Origin of the sequence: Streptomyces sp. NPDC016459, assembly GCF_040632845.1 — a bacterium.
GTDB lineage: Bacteria > Actinomycetota > Actinomycetes > Streptomycetales > Streptomycetaceae > Streptomyces.
In genome coordinates this window covers 1-15,759 of record NZ_JBEYCR010000031.1, presented here as the reverse complement: position 1 = coordinate 15,759, position 15,759 = coordinate 1, and the positions used below count along the sequence as shown (strand labels likewise).

General features: G+C 68.9%; 15 protein-coding genes and 4 pseudogenes. 12 read left to right on the top strand and 7 right to left on the bottom strand.

From position 1 onward, the window contains the following. The 3 genes and pseudogenes from ABZ567_RS31960 to ABZ567_RS31950 all read left to right on the top strand — a co-directional run. Positions 1-321: pseudogene (locus ABZ567_RS31960) on the top strand (hypothetical protein); the annotation flags it as partial. After that, entirely contained in the window at positions 318-2,375 is a 2,058-nt protein-coding gene (locus ABZ567_RS31955) for a Mu transposase C-terminal domain-containing protein (RefSeq protein ID WP_360796858.1), read from the top strand. The pseudogene ABZ567_RS31960 and the gene ABZ567_RS31955, both read left to right, overlap by 4 nt. Then, positions 2,372-3,367, top strand: a complete 996-nt coding sequence (locus tag ABZ567_RS31950) for an ATP-binding protein (RefSeq protein ID WP_360796856.1) — start codon at positions 2,372-2,374, stop codon at positions 3,365-3,367. The genes ABZ567_RS31955 and ABZ567_RS31950 overlap by 4 nt, the downstream gene beginning before the upstream one ends. An 861-nt stretch (positions 3,368-4,228) precedes the next feature. Here the strand turns inward: ABZ567_RS31950 and ABZ567_RS31945 are convergent. The 3 genes from ABZ567_RS31945 to ABZ567_RS31935 all read right to left on the bottom strand — a co-directional run bounded on the left by ABZ567_RS31945 (position 4,229) and on the right by ABZ567_RS31935 (position 6,801). After that, positions 4,229-4,978, bottom strand: coding sequence for a hypothetical protein (locus tag ABZ567_RS31945; RefSeq protein WP_360796853.1), 750 nt, complete (start codon positions 4,976-4,978; stop codon positions 4,229-4,231). A gap of 483 nt (positions 4,979-5,461) precedes the next feature. Beyond that, positions 5,462-5,890: an ML domain-containing protein gene (locus tag ABZ567_RS31940; protein WP_360796850.1), complete on the bottom strand. Its 429-nt coding sequence runs from the start codon at positions 5,888-5,890 to the stop codon at positions 5,462-5,464. A 212-nt stretch (positions 5,891-6,102) separates the two neighbouring features. After that, positions 6,103-6,801, bottom strand: a complete 699-nt coding sequence (locus ABZ567_RS31935; RefSeq protein ID WP_360796847.1) for a hypothetical protein — start codon at positions 6,799-6,801, stop codon at positions 6,103-6,105. A 322-nt stretch (positions 6,802-7,123) separates the two neighbouring features. Here ABZ567_RS31935 and ABZ567_RS31930 point away from each other — a divergent pair, with 322 nt between their 5' ends. The 5 genes from ABZ567_RS31930 (at position 7,124) to ABZ567_RS31910 (ending at position 10,092) form a co-directional block, all read left to right on the top strand. Beyond that, positions 7,124-8,137: a hypothetical protein gene (locus tag ABZ567_RS31930; RefSeq protein WP_360796844.1), complete on the top strand. Its 1,014-nt coding sequence runs from the start codon at positions 7,124-7,126 to the stop codon at positions 8,135-8,137. A gap of 232 nt (positions 8,138-8,369) precedes the next feature. Continuing rightward, positions 8,370-8,642, top strand: coding sequence for a hypothetical protein (locus ABZ567_RS31925; RefSeq protein WP_360796841.1), 273 nt, complete (start codon positions 8,370-8,372; stop codon positions 8,640-8,642). A 102-nt stretch (positions 8,643-8,744) separates the two neighbouring features. After that, on the top strand, positions 8,745-9,155 hold the full coding sequence (locus ABZ567_RS31920) for a hypothetical protein (RefSeq protein WP_360796863.1): 411 nt from the start codon (positions 8,745-8,747) through the stop codon (positions 9,153-9,155). 70 nt (positions 9,156-9,225) lie between these two features. Then, positions 9,226-9,351, top strand: coding sequence for a helix-turn-helix domain-containing protein (locus ABZ567_RS31915; RefSeq protein WP_360796838.1), 126 nt, complete (start codon positions 9,226-9,228; stop codon positions 9,349-9,351). A 267-nt stretch (positions 9,352-9,618) separates the two neighbouring features. Then, positions 9,619-10,092, top strand: coding sequence for an HTH domain-containing protein (locus tag ABZ567_RS31910; RefSeq protein WP_360796835.1), 474 nt, complete (start codon positions 9,619-9,621; stop codon positions 10,090-10,092). A gap of 199 nt (positions 10,093-10,291) precedes the next feature. Here ABZ567_RS31910 and ABZ567_RS31905 read toward each other — a convergent pair. After that, positions 10,292-10,432: pseudogene (locus ABZ567_RS31905) on the bottom strand (transposase family protein); the annotation flags it as partial. Between the two features lie 181 nt (positions 10,433-10,613). Continuing rightward, positions 10,614-11,192, bottom strand: a complete 579-nt coding sequence (locus ABZ567_RS31900) for a hypothetical protein (RefSeq protein ID WP_360796832.1) — start codon at positions 11,190-11,192, stop codon at positions 10,614-10,616. Between ABZ567_RS31900 and ABZ567_RS31895 the strand changes: the two genes are divergently transcribed. Further along, complete coding sequence (locus ABZ567_RS31895; RefSeq protein WP_360796861.1) at positions 11,176-12,075, top strand: DUF4259 domain-containing protein; 900 nt, start codon at positions 11,176-11,178, stop codon at positions 12,073-12,075. The genes ABZ567_RS31900 and ABZ567_RS31895 overlap by 17 nt on opposite strands. A gap of 32 nt (positions 12,076-12,107) precedes the next feature. Here the strand turns inward: ABZ567_RS31895 and ABZ567_RS31890 are convergent, their stop codons facing one another. Next, positions 12,108-12,974 carry a methyltransferase domain-containing protein gene (locus tag ABZ567_RS31890; RefSeq protein ID WP_360796829.1) on the bottom strand — a complete coding sequence of 289 codons (867 nt, stop codon included), beginning with the start codon at positions 12,972-12,974 and terminating at the stop codon, positions 12,108-12,110. Between the two features lie 139 nt (positions 12,975-13,113). On the opposite strand from ABZ567_RS31890, the gene ABZ567_RS31885 reads away from it, so the two are divergent. Further along, positions 13,114-13,698: a TetR/AcrR family transcriptional regulator gene (locus ABZ567_RS31885; RefSeq protein ID WP_360796826.1), complete on the top strand. Its 585-nt coding sequence runs from the start codon at positions 13,114-13,116 to the stop codon at positions 13,696-13,698. Here the strand turns inward: ABZ567_RS31885 and ABZ567_RS31880 are convergent. After that, positions 13,695-15,105: pseudogene (locus ABZ567_RS31880) on the bottom strand (transposase). The gene ABZ567_RS31885 and the pseudogene ABZ567_RS31880 overlap by 4 nt on opposite strands. Before the next feature lie 313 nt (positions 15,106-15,418). Between ABZ567_RS31880 and ABZ567_RS31875 the strand changes: the two are divergent. Together ABZ567_RS31875 and ABZ567_RS31870 are read left to right on the top strand one after the other, a co-directional pair. Then, on the top strand, positions 15,419-15,676 hold the full coding sequence (locus ABZ567_RS31875; RefSeq protein ID WP_360796866.1) for a hypothetical protein: 258 nt from the start codon (positions 15,419-15,421) through the stop codon (positions 15,674-15,676). Next, positions 15,661-15,759: pseudogene (locus tag ABZ567_RS31870) on the top strand (IS5/IS1182 family transposase); the annotation flags it as partial. The gene ABZ567_RS31875 and the pseudogene ABZ567_RS31870, both read left to right, overlap by 16 nt.

Here is a 15,759-nt window from a genome sequence, read left to right as displayed (position 1 = left end):
CTGAGGGATCGGAGACGGCGACCAAGCTGCGGCATGGCCACCACCCTCGCACGTGGCCCGATCACCGTGAAGTCAAAGAGACAGGCTCTAGTCCGCTACCGCCGGGCCCGGTCCGCCCGCCGGCCGGACATCGTGGACGGTCTGCTGGACCAGTTTGCCGAGCCGGGCCAGCTGCGGGCCGGGGCGGTGTGGGTGGGTGATCCGCTGGTGGTGCTGCCGCACCTGTTCCATCTGCTGTGGTCTGGGGCCCTGGTGGCCGACCTGGAAGGGGAGCTGCTGCACAGCGAGACCGTGGTCTGGACGAGGGGGACGAGCCGGTGACGAATCTGCGGCGGCCAGCCGCGATCGAGGTCGGCGCCTGGGTGCGGGCCGCGGGGCAGGTCCGGGCGGTGGTGGCGGTCTCGGCGACGTCGGTGACGCTGACCGGCGAGGGGGAAGCGGAGCCGCTGGTGGTCGGGACGGGCGAGCTGCTGGCCGCGGAGGACTTCGCGGTGATCGGCAGCCCGGTGCGCATGCCGCTGCCGGCGGCCTCCCTGATGGAGACCCTGCCCGAGCAGGCGAGGCAGAAGGCCTTGTGGTGGGAGGGGCACATCCTCGAGGTGCTGCACGGCCTGCCGCCGGGTGCGGGCCCGGACGCCGAGCCCCGGCCCGACTACGGTCCGGGCCGGTCGCTGACGGTCCGCGAGCGGGCGAAGGCCGCCGAGCTGACCGCGGCGGGCCACCCGGCCGCGGCGAGTACGGTCGCCCTCAAGCGGCGCCGCTACCAGGCCCAAGGCGTGATGGGGCTGGCCGATCACCGGCCGGTCCGCAAGAAGGCGGCTTTCGGGGCGGTGGACGACCAAGTCGTGGCGGCGATGCGGCAGGCGATCGCCGAGGCCGTCGATGCCTCCACCCGCCGGGGCACGTTCATCATCTGGCGGACCGGCGAGCTGCTGCGGCAGACGCCCGAGGGCTGGGCGGTGAAGCTGCCCTCGGAGCGGACCCTCTACCGGTTGCTGGCCAAGCTCACCGACGGCACCCACACGTTCGGCTCGGCCGTCACCCGGCGTTCGCGGGCCCACGGGGCGGTGGGGCCGTTCGGTGAGCAGGAGGTGTTCGCGCCGGGCGAGATCATGCAGATCGACTCCACCCCGTTCGACGTTCTGGTCCTGCTGGACAGCGGGGTGACCGGGAAGGTCGATCTCACCGGCATGATCGACGTCGCGACGAGGACGCTGACCGCGGCGGTGCTGCGGCCGACCACGAAGTCGGTCGACGCGAGCGTGCTGCTGGCCCGCACGGTCACCCCCGAGCCCATGCGGCCGTGCTGGGCCGACGCGCTGGCGATGTCCCGCTCGGTGCTGCCGCACCGCCGGCTCCTTCAGCTCGACGAGCGCCTGGCCCACGCCGCTGCCCGGCCGGTGATCGTGCCGGAGACGATCGTCTGTGACCACGGGAAGGTCTTCATCTCCCGCAACTTCCAGTCTTCCTGCCGGTTCCTGCAGATCGAGTTCCAGCCCACGCACAAGGGCTCGCCCTTTGAGAAGGGCCACATCGAGAAGATGCTCGGCTCGGTGGCCACCTTGTTCGCCCAGTTCGTCGCCGGCTACACCGGCCGCAGCACCGACCACCGCGGCCGCCACCTGGAGCGCGAACGGCTGTGGTCCCTGCTGGAACTGCAGGAGCTGCTGGACGAGTGGATCGTCGCCGCGTGGCAGAACCGGCCGCACGACGGGCTGCGGGATCCCGCGCACCCGGGCCGGGCGTTCACCCCGAACGAGAAGTACGCCGCCCTGATCGAGGCCTGCGGCTACGTCCCGGTCGCGCTGAGCGGCGACGACTACGTCGAAGTGCTGCCCGCCCTCTGGCGGGTCGTCAACGACTACGGCATCAAGATCAAGAACCGGATCTACGACAGCGAGGACCTGGGCCCGATGCGGCGCCAGCACTCGGGGGTCCAGTCCAAGCACGGGCTCTGGGAGGTCCATCACGACCCCTACGACGTTTCCCGGATATGGGTACGCGATCACCACGGCGACGGCGGGTGGGTGCCGGCCACCTGGAAGCACCTGAAGCGGGTCCCGGTTCCGTTCGGGGACCTGGCCTGGGACCACGTCGCCCGGCAGCTGCCCGAAGCGACGGAGGAAGAGCTCGCCGTCGCCGTCTCCGCCCTGCTGACCCGCGCGTACGCCGGACCGCCCGGCGAGCCGGGCCCCCGGACGAGCCGGCGCGAGCGACGGGTCGCGGCCCACACCAAGAACACCGGCCCCTCCATCCCGGCCCCCAAGCCCGCCGAACCGGACCAACCAGAGGACGAGCCGGACGGGGAGTCCCTGGCCGAAGTGATCCCGCTGGGTCTCTTCGACCCGCTCGAAGACCCCTGGAGGCGGAAGTGAGCGAGCCGGAAGAGACCGGGCAGCACCTGACCACCCTCGAAGGCTGGGTCCGGTTCATCAACCGCCCTCCCGAGGCGCCGCCGCGGCTCTCCCCGGACGAGTACGCCGCCCTGCCCGCGGCGAGGCGGACGGCCTACGACGAGGACCGGCTCGACTACCACACCCGCCTGCTGGTGGTCCGCACCTCCACCGTCCAACACACCGTCGCCACCGGCCGGCGCCTGGTCCTGCTCAACCGGCACGCGATCAGCGCCCGCCGCGGGCTGATCGTCTCCGGCCCGGCCGGCACCGGCAAGACGATCGCCATCACCCAGCTCGGCCTGGCCCACGAACTCCTCGACCGCTCCCGCCATCCCGACGACCTGGGCCGCATCCCAGTCGTCTACATCACCGTCCCGCCCGCCGCGACACCCCGCATGATCGCGGCGGAGTTCGCCCGCTTCCTGGGCCTGCCGGTGACCGCCCGGTTCAACATCACCGACATCATCGAGGCCGTCGTCGGCGTCTGCACCGACGCCCGCACCGGCCTGGTCCTCGTCGACGAGCTCCACAACATCTCGCTGACCAGCCGCAACGGCGCCGAGGTCGCCGACACCCTCAAGTACTTCTCCGAGCGCATCCCCGCGACGTTCGTCTACGCCGGCATCAACGTCGAACGCCTGCTGGCGGGCGTCCGCGGTGAACAGATCGCCGGCCGCTTCACCCTCATCCGCACCCACCCCTTCCCCTACGGACCCGAGTGGAAGGGCTTGGTCAGGACCCTGGAAGGCACGCTGGTCCTGCTCAAGCACGAACCGTTCAGTCTGATCCGCCTCGACCGCTTCCTCCACGAACGCTGCGGCGGCATGATCGGCTCCCTCTCCCACCAGATCCGGGGCGCCGCGATCGACGCGATCCTCACCAGCACCGAGGAACTCACCAAGCACGGCCTGGAGGACGTTCCGCTCGACCTCGCCGCCTCGCCCAAGCCCCGCCGACGGACCGCCCGGTGACCCCCGACATGGAGCCGGACCCCACCGTCTCCCGCCTCCCCCGCCAAATCCGGCCGATGGACCGCGAAGGCATCGAGACCTTCATCGTCCGCCTCGCCCAGGCCAACCACCTCCAGCCCGCCTACCTGCGGGACTACCTCTGCCCGCCGCCCCACCACCGCGGGAAACCGAGCTGGGGCCGGCTCGCCGCCGCCACCGGCCGTCACCCCGCCGCCCTCCGCGAAGCCCTCGAAGGCCCGGCAACCCGATGCGCCGAGTGCGACGCCCCGCTCCCGCCGAAGGGCACCGCCGGCGGAAGCCCCCGACGCCACTGCTCCGCCCGTTGCCGCCAACGCGCCCATCTGCGACGCACCATCGGCACCCCGACCTGCGGATACTGCGGGATCGAACTGCCCAGGACCCCGGGGAAGAGCACGCCGTCCTGGTGTTCCCCACGCTGCCGCCGGATGGCGCACCGCCAAGGAGTCCAGCGGCCCCCCGAGCCACCGGCCCCGACTGCCTCCCCGGCGAAACTCTGCACGAAGTGCGGCGAGATCATCCACCGCATCCCCATAAGCCGCCGCGGCCCGGCCGACTACTGCCAGCGATGCCGAGACCAGGACTACCTCCAGCGCCAGCAGAACCCCGCCCAACCCCTCGCCGGCCACAGCGTCCCCACAGGCCCGACATGCGGCTTCTGTCGCACCCCCATGCAACCGGCCTCAGCAGCCCGAAAGTGGTGCTCGCACGCCTGCCGACAGGCCGCCTACCGAGCACGGACACTCGGTGAGCTCCCGGCGACAGCTCTCTCCCGTCAGAACCGAGCGACCTGAGGCACCAGCGCCCGGTTCGACGAAGAAGCCTGCGTTTCGCTGGACCTGCTCAGTGTGTGGCGGACCAATCGGCACTGACCTGATCCGCTACAGAGAAGCCGGTTTCGCAGTCCGGGCACGTCGCATCGCCGAAGACGTAGGTCATCGCGCTGGCGACGTCTTGGTGCCCGTCGGCGAGGGCGAGGTCGTGGAGCCGACGGCCGATGCCATCCATGGCCGCGGGGCTGGCGGGACCCAGGGGCACCGTCTCGACGTCATCCTCCGACAGCGCGTAGTCACCGCTCGTGGAGAAGAACCCGCGCTCGCCGATGACGATGAACAGGTTGGCTTCGCAGCCAGGACAGGAGACCTCGTACTCCTCGTTCACGAGGCCCCAGGCGAGGTCTTCGCCCCAGCCCACGACGCCTTCGAAGCTCAGCATGGATTCCAGGAGATAGGCGTACTCATTCCGATCGGACGAAGTCCGGAGGTGTTCATTCACCACTACCAGCAGGGTCTCGACCTCCGCAGCGTGCTGGGCTCGGACGTCGCCGGCCCCGTGCGGCTGGTCAGAGCCCGCCAAGATCGCACCCGCCAGGTTCAAGGCGCTGACCGCCTGCTCCCGGTCATCGCGGCCGGCTACGTCGGCCAGCCACGGCAAGGCCGCGAAGCTGGCCGAGTAGACACTGCCTTGATGGCAGAGCGCCGACCACAGATCGTTCCAACGCTCGGGGCTCGGCTCCGAAGCGATCTGATCCAGCAGCACCGGTATGTCTTCCGCCGAGCCGTAGGCATGGCTGAGTTGCGCCCAATCCGTCATGCCGGAATCCAAGCAGGTCAGTCTTACCCGCCGCGACTCCGGCCCTCGGACAGGGAAAGCTCCTGACCTGCACGGTTAAGGTTCGATGTCCCGAAACCGGTAGTCATCACGCTTCGATGGCAAACGAGCAAGATCCGATGGCAGAGGACAACTGGAGGCCCCTTCGGACTCCAATAAACGGACATAAAGGAACATATTCGAGGTGGCGTGACACTTTCCCGAGGGAGCGTGACAGTCGGTGTCACGCTCAGTCAGCGTGACACCCGGCCTGTCCAGTGACGGCAAAGTTGGACTGATTGCCACTGAAGTTGGGCTGCGAGGCGTCCTCGCGACGGGCCGCCCGCTCGTGCGAACACCGCTCTCTGCCCGAACCGGGCACAGGCAACGGGAGTGACCCGCCCTTCGTCCGCGGAAGAGCGGGTGGCACTCCTGGCCATCTCCACTCACTGGTCAAGAGGCCGATGCTCTGCTGGGGCTGTGGGGTTAGCGGCTGAAGTCCACCGTGAAATCAAAGCCGCCCAGGGGGGCCTCGTCGGCGCCGTACGCCTGGACCCCCACCGTGTACTTGCCCGGCGGAGTGTTCTTGGAGAGGTCCTTGGTGAAGGTGAACTCGACGGTGCCTTCTTCGATGGGTTCACCTGCGGTACCGCGGGTTGCGGACAGGCTCCATCCGTCGGAGGTGTCCCCCTTGAGCTTGCTGAACAGGTCGTACTGTGTCGAGACCAGTTTGACGGCGCCGATCTTGACTGTGACATCGGCGCAGGCGCCCTCTTTGATCACGTCGGTGAGAGTCGTCTTGATGACGGCGGTCAGCGTCTTTCCTGCCTCCGGAGGATCCGGGGTCACGGTGATGCTCTGAATCTGCAGCGGATCCGACGGGTCGTTCCGGTCTGTGTATTCCCAACGCGTCACGCACGCAGAGTATCGCGGTAACTCCGCAACGTAACAGTCGTCGTTCGGTGCCTGCTAGAGGGGTTGAAGCCCCTCTCCTGCGCTTCGTTCGTGGGGCAGGGCGCATCCGTTCTTCACCCTCAGCCCCGCGCCCGAACCGCATTCGGTCCAACTTCGAGGGCAATCGGTCCAAGATCGATGGCACCGGACACGGCCGGAAGAGCCTGGTGCGGTCAGCTGGCGCCGGAGCGGGCGCGGGCGAGGAGGGCGGCAAGGTCACCGGCGGCTTCGGGTTCGGTCGTGGCGAGCCGGGCCGCGAACGTCAGCTGGTCCATGTCGACGCCGGGGACCAGGCGCACGAGTTCGGCGAGCAGCGCGGCGTGGGCGAGGACCGGCGGCGGCAGGAGGCCGGCGGCGGCTTCCCGGGCGGCAGGGTCGCGGTAGTGCCCGCAGTGCGCGGCCAGGGCACGTGCGAGCCAGGCGTCGACGTCTGCCCGGACGTACCCGCCGGCTCGCCGGGTCAGCTCGTCGCGCACGGCTTCGTCCCCGTCGCGGGGCTCGGTCTGCTCCAGGGTGCCGAGCTCGCGCAACGCCTGGAGCTCGTCGGCGCGGGCGGCGATCCGCTGCGCCTCACGTACGGCGGCCTCGCGGTCGGCGGCGGCCGCGGCTTCGGCGGCGAGCAGCTGGTCCAGGCGCTCCCACTCCGCGAGCTCCGCCCGGCCGCGGACGTCGTCCGCCAGGTCCTCGTGGCGGGAGTCCTGCCGCACGTCGAAGCGGGCGTCCTCGAGGGCCGCCGCGATGGCGCCGGCGTCCATCCCCTTCGCCCGGCGCCGTACGACGCGGCGGCCGATGCGGACCGGGTCGACCGGCTCACAGGGCGCGGTGACGCGCGGGGCGAGCGGACGGCGGTCGGAGCGCCGGGGCGTGGTCATCGTCGGCCTCGTATTCATGCTGGAGGATCGGGGCGGGCCGCCGCCAGAGCGCTGTACGGCGGCCCGTGGATATGTGCCGAAGCACGGTAGGTGTCACCCTTGCGACCGGCTGACCTGGAGCTACCCGCGGCGCAAAGCAGGAATATCTTCACCAGCGAGGCAGTCCTGTTGTCACCCGCCCCTGAAATGTGAGGCTTGTTGTCACCATCTGCCCTGCCCTCTGAATGGCACCCCGCGTGCCGCCCCTTCCCCTGCGACGGGAATACTGCCTTCCCCCCACTTTGTGCGTTGCGACGCTCTCGCTGGAAGGATTCACCCAATTATGGGACTACTTGTCCTGTCCTGCCTGCTGCTGTTCTGGTACTCGCTGGGGTACGGCCTGCTGCCGCTGCGGTGGCAGAACTCCTACCTCGCCGGCCCCGATGTCTCGTTGCAGCGCGCATGCAGGGCTGCTGCCCTGGGGCGCTGGAAGCCCGCCGCCTCGCTGTTCGAGGACGCCGGTCAGGACTGGGAGCGCCGCTCCCTGTACGCCCAGCGGTTGGGATACCTCGCCGCGAGGAGAAGCGACCGTTGGCTCAAGGCCTGGGTGGAGGCCCGCCCCGGGGACCCGGACGCCGCGCTTGTGGTGGCGCGCGCCAGGATTCTGTACGCGTGGAAGCTGCGGGGCCACGCGCGTGCGCAGAGTACGGCGCGGCGCCGGTTCGAGGGATTCCACCGGGAGCTGCTGGCATCGCAGGACGACATCGGGCGGGCTTTGGCATGCTGTCCCGGCGATCCCACCCCGCTCATCGCGGAAATCTGGAGGGCACTCGGACTGGGCTACCCCAACCAGGAGATGCGCGCACTTTGGTCCGAGATCTCGTCTCTGGCACCGCATCACTTCGAAGCGCACAGCAGCGCCCTCCAGTACTGGACTGCGAAATGGCATGGCTCGAAGCGGCATGCGCGGGAATTTGCTGAGAAGTCGGCTGCCGGGGCGCCGCCGGGAAGCCTGCTGGCCGTGCTGCCGGTGATCGCCTGGTACGAGAACAACGCGGATGAACTGGGAGATCTGGGATTTCGCAGCGCCCAGGTACACGCACTGGTTGACGCAGCGCTCGCCGACGCAGCGCTCGCCGATCCGGACCACCCAAGGCTCCCAGAAGTACGGCACCTGCTGGCGTATTTCCTGTACCGGCAGGGCCGGTACAGAGCGGCCCGAGAGCAGTTCCGCCAGGTCGACGGCTTCACGGAGGCACTCCCTTGGCGGTACTCGTCGACCAAATCGCTCTACTACCGGGCAATCCGCACGAAGACGGCCCGTAGGGCACTCACGGAACGCCGCCGCCCTCGCTGATCACCATGCCGAGATAGCCGAGTCGTAGCCCACTGCCTGCCCCGGAGGGCAAACGGTCGAGATCCGTGGGTGGCACCGGACGCCGAGGATCTGGTGACAACAATCGTGCCTTTGTGACACCTATCGCGCTTCAGCTCAGGATATGGTTTATAGCAGGCTTTGGATCCGTGCCCTGCCCCTCCAGGCCGGGGCCTGGATCTCCGGTCCGCTGGCGGACGCAGTGGAGGAGGCCATGATCCACCTGGACCCGGCGGACTGCGACGGCATCGGCCGCCACGGGCACGCAGGGGTCTCGGAGTCGGCTCGCCAGAGGTTGGACGGCCTTATCTACGGCATTGCCGAGATGGCGCCCCTCGCAGCGCACCAGCGGGTAGCGCTTTTCGCTGTGGTCCACTGCGTTCAGGGCCTCCCGAGGACCCTCGCCAACGATCCGGGGATGGTGATCGAGGACGGAGTCCTCGCGGCCGTGTGCGCGGTGATCGACAGTGCCATCAGCGCCGGTTGAACCCCGGGGGGTGCCTCTATGTTCTTCGTCAAGCGTGTGGGCAGCCCCGGTCCGGGGTTCGATCTTCTTCGTGGGGCATGAGACTGTCTGGTCGTGCCAGAGATGTTGAGTGGGTTGGAGGCGGCCTTGGCTGAGGCGTCGTCTCCTTCATGGGCGCAACGTGTTCGTGCCGGGCGCGACCTTGCTTCCTTCGTTGATGTTCCTGAGGCTGCCGAAGTGCTGGTGGGGCTGCTGCTGGACGTCGAGGACACGGCGGTGACCCGGGAGACGGCAGAGGCCCTGGCCCGGGTGGGGACGGTGGCCGCTGTAAGGCTCATTGCTCTCGCGGTTGCCGAGGCTGACAACAACCAGGCTGACTGGCTGCAGACCGGGGTGCATGATGCGCTCGTGGGTGCGGACGGTGGTGTGCCGAACGTCGCAGCGGCTTGCGCGGACCTTGCCCGGGACCAGGAAGACGCTGTCCGGCGGGCTGCCGCTGATATCTCGGCGTGGGCAGACGACACAAGGCGTTGACCTGAATCGGCCTGCCTGTGGGCTGGTTCACGCAGCCGCCGCTTGGGAGAAGCGGGGTTCGTAGAAGTCGATGGACGCAGCGATCACCGCGACGCGGCACCTGCCCAGCCGGGCGGCGGCGGCACGCCTCGGCGTCGCCCCGAGCACCGTCAATCGGTGGCGCCGACGCCCCGCCGCGGAGACCGAATCCGCGTGACAGCATCGCGCCCCCGTCCCGTAGGGTCCCCGTAGCCCGTGCCGATATGGCGTGCGCGGGTGAGGCCCGGCGCCCAGCGTCTGGGGGCAGTACCGCCGGGCCGCCCCACCCCTCGCGCGCGAGCACCCCATTGCTGCGGAGTGGGTGCGATCACGGGCCGGTTCTGCCTAGGGGGTGTCTTTCCGATCATCGGATCGTTGGTCCGGTCGTGAGGGATGCGGAGCGAGCCCTGTTCACCCGCCCGCCCCCAAATCCGCGCGAGCCCAGATGAAATTACTTCGCACGCGGGAAAAGGGCTCCACCAAGTCCCTGGCGGAGCGGCTGGGCGTCTCCCGCAAGACGGTGCAGCGCTACCTCTCAGGCGCCTCCACAAAGCCGAACAAGCGCCTCCAAGCCGCTCTGGTGCAAGAGACCGAGTCGGAGTGGCAACCGCAGGTCAGGGCACAGGCCAGGCAGCGCGCGGCGTCCTCGGGCGGGCTGGTCATCTCCTGCCGGGCGTACTTCGGCCTCGGTCCGGAGGGCACCTCGGACGCGGGCCGCGTACGGGACATCACGGTGGCCGTCAGCCCCTCCCACGCAGCCAACATCATCGCCGCGCGGGAGGAGAGTGCGACGGAGAGCGATCTGCACGAGGCAGTCGCGGAGGCCATCGCGGACGCCTATTTCCGTCAAGGCGGCGGTGGCCGCGCGGGCCTGGAGGTGAAATTCGCGGACGTGGAATGGTTGAACATAGCGTTTTAGCGGCGCGCAATTCACGAGTGCTGTAGTCCTGGTGCCCGGCCCGCCGAACCGCTTTACCGGTCGGGCCTCGGTTTCCGATTCCGAACTGAAAGCGAGTCCCGATGAGCACATCCGACGGGTGGCAGCGGCGCCTTGTCCCCGAGGCCCGTAGCCGCGCCTCGACGAACGTCCGGCGCTGGCACTCGGCTGCCCGGCAAGCGAACCGGCGAACCCGCAGTTGCAGTACGACGCTTCGTCCCGCACTCGGAACATCGACGGGAAACCGCAGGTAGGAGCCGTGGATCTGCGTGGACCACGCTACGCACCCCGGACATGTGGCGCCTACGGCGGTACACCGCACATCAACACGCACTATCGCGATGTTCAAGTCGACCGACAGCACGGCGACGTCCGCGATCGAGGGGAACAGCAACTCCTCCAGCCGGAGCAAGATCAACACGGGGGATCGGCGTAGGCCGGACCGGCTTGGAACATGGCGCCCCCAATGCCAGCGGTGGTGCTCAGCGCGCGGACAGCTCGGGTCAGCAGCCCTTCGTCTGGTCTGCGGTGATCTCAGTGATGAGCCATGTGTCGCCCTCCAACGTGGCTTGGGACCTGACCGGGTATTTCAGACGCTGATCAGCCAGCTGAACGGGCTTTCCGGAGTCCTTGTCGACGGGCTTCCAGTTGGTTGTGTTGAAGCAGTCGGAGAGCGTGGCGGTCTTGTTCTTGGTGTCGACGGATGTAACCGTCGGGCTCATCTCCGGCCGGCCGGTGTACTTGATGTTTTCCGACGTATTGAGCAGGGCGGATCTCTTCAGGTCGGCTGCTGCGTCCCCCTTGGCGAACTTCGCCAGGTCCTCGGTGTGCACCTTTCCGTCTGCGGCCATCTTGATCTGTATCTCGCGCGTGTTGGTGTAGGCGGCCAAGACCTTGTCCTTCGCGGCCTGGCCGGGATCGCTGGGAGGCGGCTTGGACGCTGACACGGAAGGCGTGGACGATGCTGTGCTCGTCGCGTTGCCGGAGCTGCAGCCGGCCAGCGATCCAGCGGCCACGGCGCATGTGAGAGCGGTGCCGGCCATACGCAGGGCGTGGGTTCGGGTCATGGTGGACGGTGCCATTGACAGATCCCCCTTCAGTGTCGGATTCGGGCGCGAACGTGTGAGCCATGAGGGCAGTAGGCGCAGAGGAGTTCCTCCAACGCGATCTGCCTGCCATGGACAGACTCGTCGGGCCAGGACCCAGCGAGCCTACAACTGCGCCCGTACGGCGTGTTACGCCCCGCGAGCCGGTCGACCCGGCCCGGATCGGCCGCCGTGTTGTACGGCGCGAGGCGAAGGGGATGGATGCTGGCGCTGTCGCGACGGCCCTCGAGGAGGCTCGGTTCGACGCGCGGCAGGCGTCCCGGTACGAGGACCTGGCCGACGACCTCCGTGGCCCGGCGGAGCTTGCGGAGTGGGAGCGCATCGCCCAACTGCTCGACGCTGCCGGTCCGGGCGCCGTGTACGACCCGAACGCCGACGACGTCGTCCAGGCCGAGCTCGCCGCCGACGCCGCGGCCGCCGCCGCCCGGGAGGCCGAGCTGCGCGAAGCCGTCCGGATCGCGGCTCGCGCCAACCACCTCCAGGTGCTGCGCGACCTCGGCACCCTGGACCAGGCCGAGCCAGCCGAAGGCGACGAGCTCACCCGGCGCGCGGACGGGTACGTCCAGGCCGACGTCGACGCCTGGCTCGCCCACGCCCTGGCCCCGCACCGCGGGCACTACCGCGACCCGGCCGCCCGCAAAGCCGCCGCCGGCCTTCTGACCCCGCCGGTCCTCGCCCACGCCGCCCTGCTCGGCGAACTCCTGCGACTGGTCCCCGGCCCCGACTATGGCCCTTCGGAACCGCTACCGAGTTGCCTGCAGACCTTCGAATGCTCGCCGTCGACGCCCTGGATCAAGTGGTCTCCAACCGGTCTGAACTCGCCGAGTTGTGGGCCGAAGCCGCGAACTGGCCGAAGTGACGCGCCAAGACATCACCCGCCTCCGCGACGTCCTAGGGCCTGTCTGATGGCTCGGCCGGGCGATCTGCCGTGACCAGCCACGAGGTGCTGCGCAACCGGACCGTGCCGTCCGCCGCCTCGTGGTCGCGCAGATGTTCTGTCAGGGTTCGGCGGGCGCGGGCCCGTGCAGTCGCGTCGGCCTGCTCCATCAGGTGGCGACCGGGGCCCGTTCCCAGCAGGAACTCCGCCGCGTCCTCGGCTCCGCGTCCCCATGCCCCGTACACCTGCGCCTGGGTGATGGTGATGCCGGTGAATCCAGCCGCGGTGAGGACCTCACGGATGTAGTCCGGGGCGGCTAGGGAGAACATTCCGGGCAGCCCCGACCTCCCGAAGTCGCCGACCGGCAGGCAGTCGCGCAGTGACGCCACCGCCGCCACCCAGCCGTTGAGCATGGCATCGGCCGGGCAGACAAACGCCAGGCGCCCACCGGGTCGCAGTGCCTGGCCAACGTTGCCGAAGGCCGCTACGGGGTCCGCGAAGAACATCACCCCGTAGCGGCTGATCACCGCGTCGAACGCGCCAGGCTCGAAGGGGTACACCTGCGCGTCGCCTTGCGCGAAGGAGACGTTGGTGATGCCGTCCTTCTCCGAGCGGGCCCGCGCCTCAGCCAGCATTGGGCCGGACAGGTCGAGGCCCAGCGCGCTCCCTCGGGGTGCCCGGCGCGCGGCGAGGTGCGTGGTCTGCCCGGAGCCGCAGCCGAGGTCGAGGGTCCGATGAGCCGCGGTTATTGCAGCGGCTTTGAGCAGAGGCTCGTTGAAACCCTCGTTCACGGCGTTCCAGCGGTCCTGGTTGCGTGCCCAGTGGGCACCTTCGGGGCCGTTCCATGCCTTTGCCTGCTCGGTGTTGACGACGTCTGACACGGGCGCCTCCAGAGGTGGGACGACGGATAATGGGCGTGCGCCCAAACTGTATGGGCGCGTGCCCAAATAAACAATTCTCGCTACCATCCGAGGAGTTGTGCCCCTTGTGGGCGATGGCGGCAGAACGGAAGAGAGGCCCATGTCACCGCGCGGAGTGGCGACGCCGGACGTGCGCGAGCGGCTGTTCGCGGCCGCCGAGCGTGTCGTAGAAAGGGACGGCCCCGGCGCGCTCACCAGCCGGTCGGTCACCACCGAGGCGGGCTGTGCCAAGGGGCTGTTGCACGCGCACTTCGCAGGGTTCGACGAGTTCGTGGCCGAGCTCTGCCTCGACCGGTTCGCGCGGACGGCGGCGAAGGCGCAGGCGCTGTCGGTGCTCGCCGGGCAGGGCACGGTGGCGCGGAACCTCGACGCTGTCGTCCTCGCGCTGCTCGACTCCGGCGGCCCCGCACTGTCGGGCCTGGCCATGACTCGCCCTGCCGCCGCGTTGCGCATCCGCGCGGCCATGCAAGGCGGGGCACCGGGCTTCACCGCGATCCAGGAGGCCATCACCGGCTATCTGAAGGCCGAGCAGGGGCTCGGCAGGGTGGCGGAGACCGTCGACCCGAGCACCATGGCTCTCGCGATCGTCGGTACCGCCCACCACCTTCTGTTGACCAGCTGGCCCGGCACGCCTAACCCACGGTCCGCCATGACGCGCTTGGTGGCCTCGTTGGTGGACGGCTAAGGACTGTCCGGCGAGTCAGGAATCGACTCAGCAGGCCGGAGGGCTGCCACGTGTGATGTACGAGTGCGAGCCTTTGGGGTGTCGTTCCACCATGCGTTAAGGCGGTGAAAGTTCATAGCAGTGGCCGTGAGCTGGTGTTGCAGCCGGGCCTTGGCCAGACCGTGATAGCGGCACCGCCGAAGGCCGAAAGCTCGAACACCCTGGGAGATCGTGCCTTCGACACCAGCCCGGTGTGCGTACTGTTCCTTCCACTCCTGAGTGTCTTCCTGGGCCCGTGCCTGCTGAATCGCTTCGTACTCCGCTTGCGGGCGGAGGGTGATCCGGCGGCCCATGTCCCACTTGCTGTTCGAACGGGTGCACTGCTCTCGGGTCTTGCATGGACGGCAGGCAGCCGGCGGAAACCGTGCTCGGATCACGGCTGCCCCCTCCTGGGAGCGGTCTTCGGCCCAGCGGCTGCTGGTCGCGCCATTGGGACAGGTCACCTGCCGGTTCCCCCAGTGAGGTGGACCTTGTAGCCGTCCCAAAGGACGCCGCGTTTCACGCTGCCGCGAGCGTCGATGTCGTAGGGCGTGACCAGTCGCTCCGCGCCCGGCGGCCGGTCTTTGAGGTCCCGGCGACGGACTTGCCCGTTGTCGACGAAGTACTGCTGGATCCACATCTGCCGCAGGGACTGAACCCGCGGAAGCAGCCGTAGGGACGGAGGAGCGTCCGGTCCGTACAGGGCCGCAAGGAGACTGAACCCGTCCCGTCAGCACCGATCTGCTCGATCAGCTCGCTCTGCTTGGTCTTCCCCTTGGGTAGCCGGGCGTACTCAAACCGGATCGCGTACCGGTCGAACCACTCAGGCGGAGCCCAGTCGGCCAGCCACTCGGGATCGTAGGCGGCCACGGTGTTCAACGCGGCTCGCAGAGTCTCACCGAGCCGCACCAGCCCGTTGATCTGCCGGGCGGCGGACAGCACGATCGTTGAGTCCGTGCGTGCACGGCCGCCCGCCATGAGCAAACCGTGCTCCGCAGCGGCTTCAAGGACCCGGTCCAGAAGCTCGATTCCGGCGTCTCCCGCGATCAGCCGGTCCCTGAACTCGGTGAGTACCGAGTGGTCGAACCCCGGATCGACCAGCTCCAACCCCAGCAGGTACTTCCAGTCCAGCCGCCCACGCACTGCGTCTGCGGCTTGCCGGTCCGAGAGGCCCTCGGCGAACTGCATGACCGACACCAGTGCCAGCCTTCCCGGCGACCACGCCGGCTTCCCCCTGCTCGGATACAGGCCGGCGAAGTCCGCGTCCGAGAACAGCCCGCCCAACTCGTCACGGATCCGCATCGCCAAACTGCCCTTCGGGAACGCAGCCCGTGTCACCCGGGCCGTCTCCGCTGGAACCCCGTCGATCCTCTTGGCGCGCAACGACACCGACACCCTCCCCAAACACAACGTCGGCCTTCACGACCACAACGGGTCATGAAGGCCGACGTCACGTTCAGCCCCAGGATTCGCCAACAGTGTCTTGGAGCTGCCGGGGGGCCAGGCGTTTCGCATCTTACGGGCAGCCGGCCCGCTGTGGTTGAGCGCTTCAGTTGGCGAGCGAGCGTACGAGTTGGCGACTTGAGCGGGCGACGCCGACGGTTCGGGGCCACACAACTTCGATTGCGCCTCCAAGGCGACTGCCCAGAGGGCGCGTCGTCGTTCGGATGAGACGTCAACACGTGCGTGAGACCATCCCGGGATGGACGAAGGCTCACGCCGCCAAGCTGAACGACCCGACCCGTCGACCACCGCGAAGGGCTCGCCAGTCCTTCGTCCTTTGCGGTCGGCCGATATGGGCCGGGTCATGGATCTCCTGAAGGACACGATCGAACAGACGGATGCCGAGGCGCTGGGCCTGTACCTGAGTGAGCCTTCCCCGACGAACCGTTTCGGCATCGGCCTAGAGCGTGTCCCTTTGATCAGTTGGTCAGTTGATCGGATGTGCCTGTCCGCTTAGTAATCACCGATGCGATGTGGGACCGGATCGAGCCGCTGATGCCGGCCGATCCGGTCCGCGGTCGGCGGTGGGCCGACCACCGG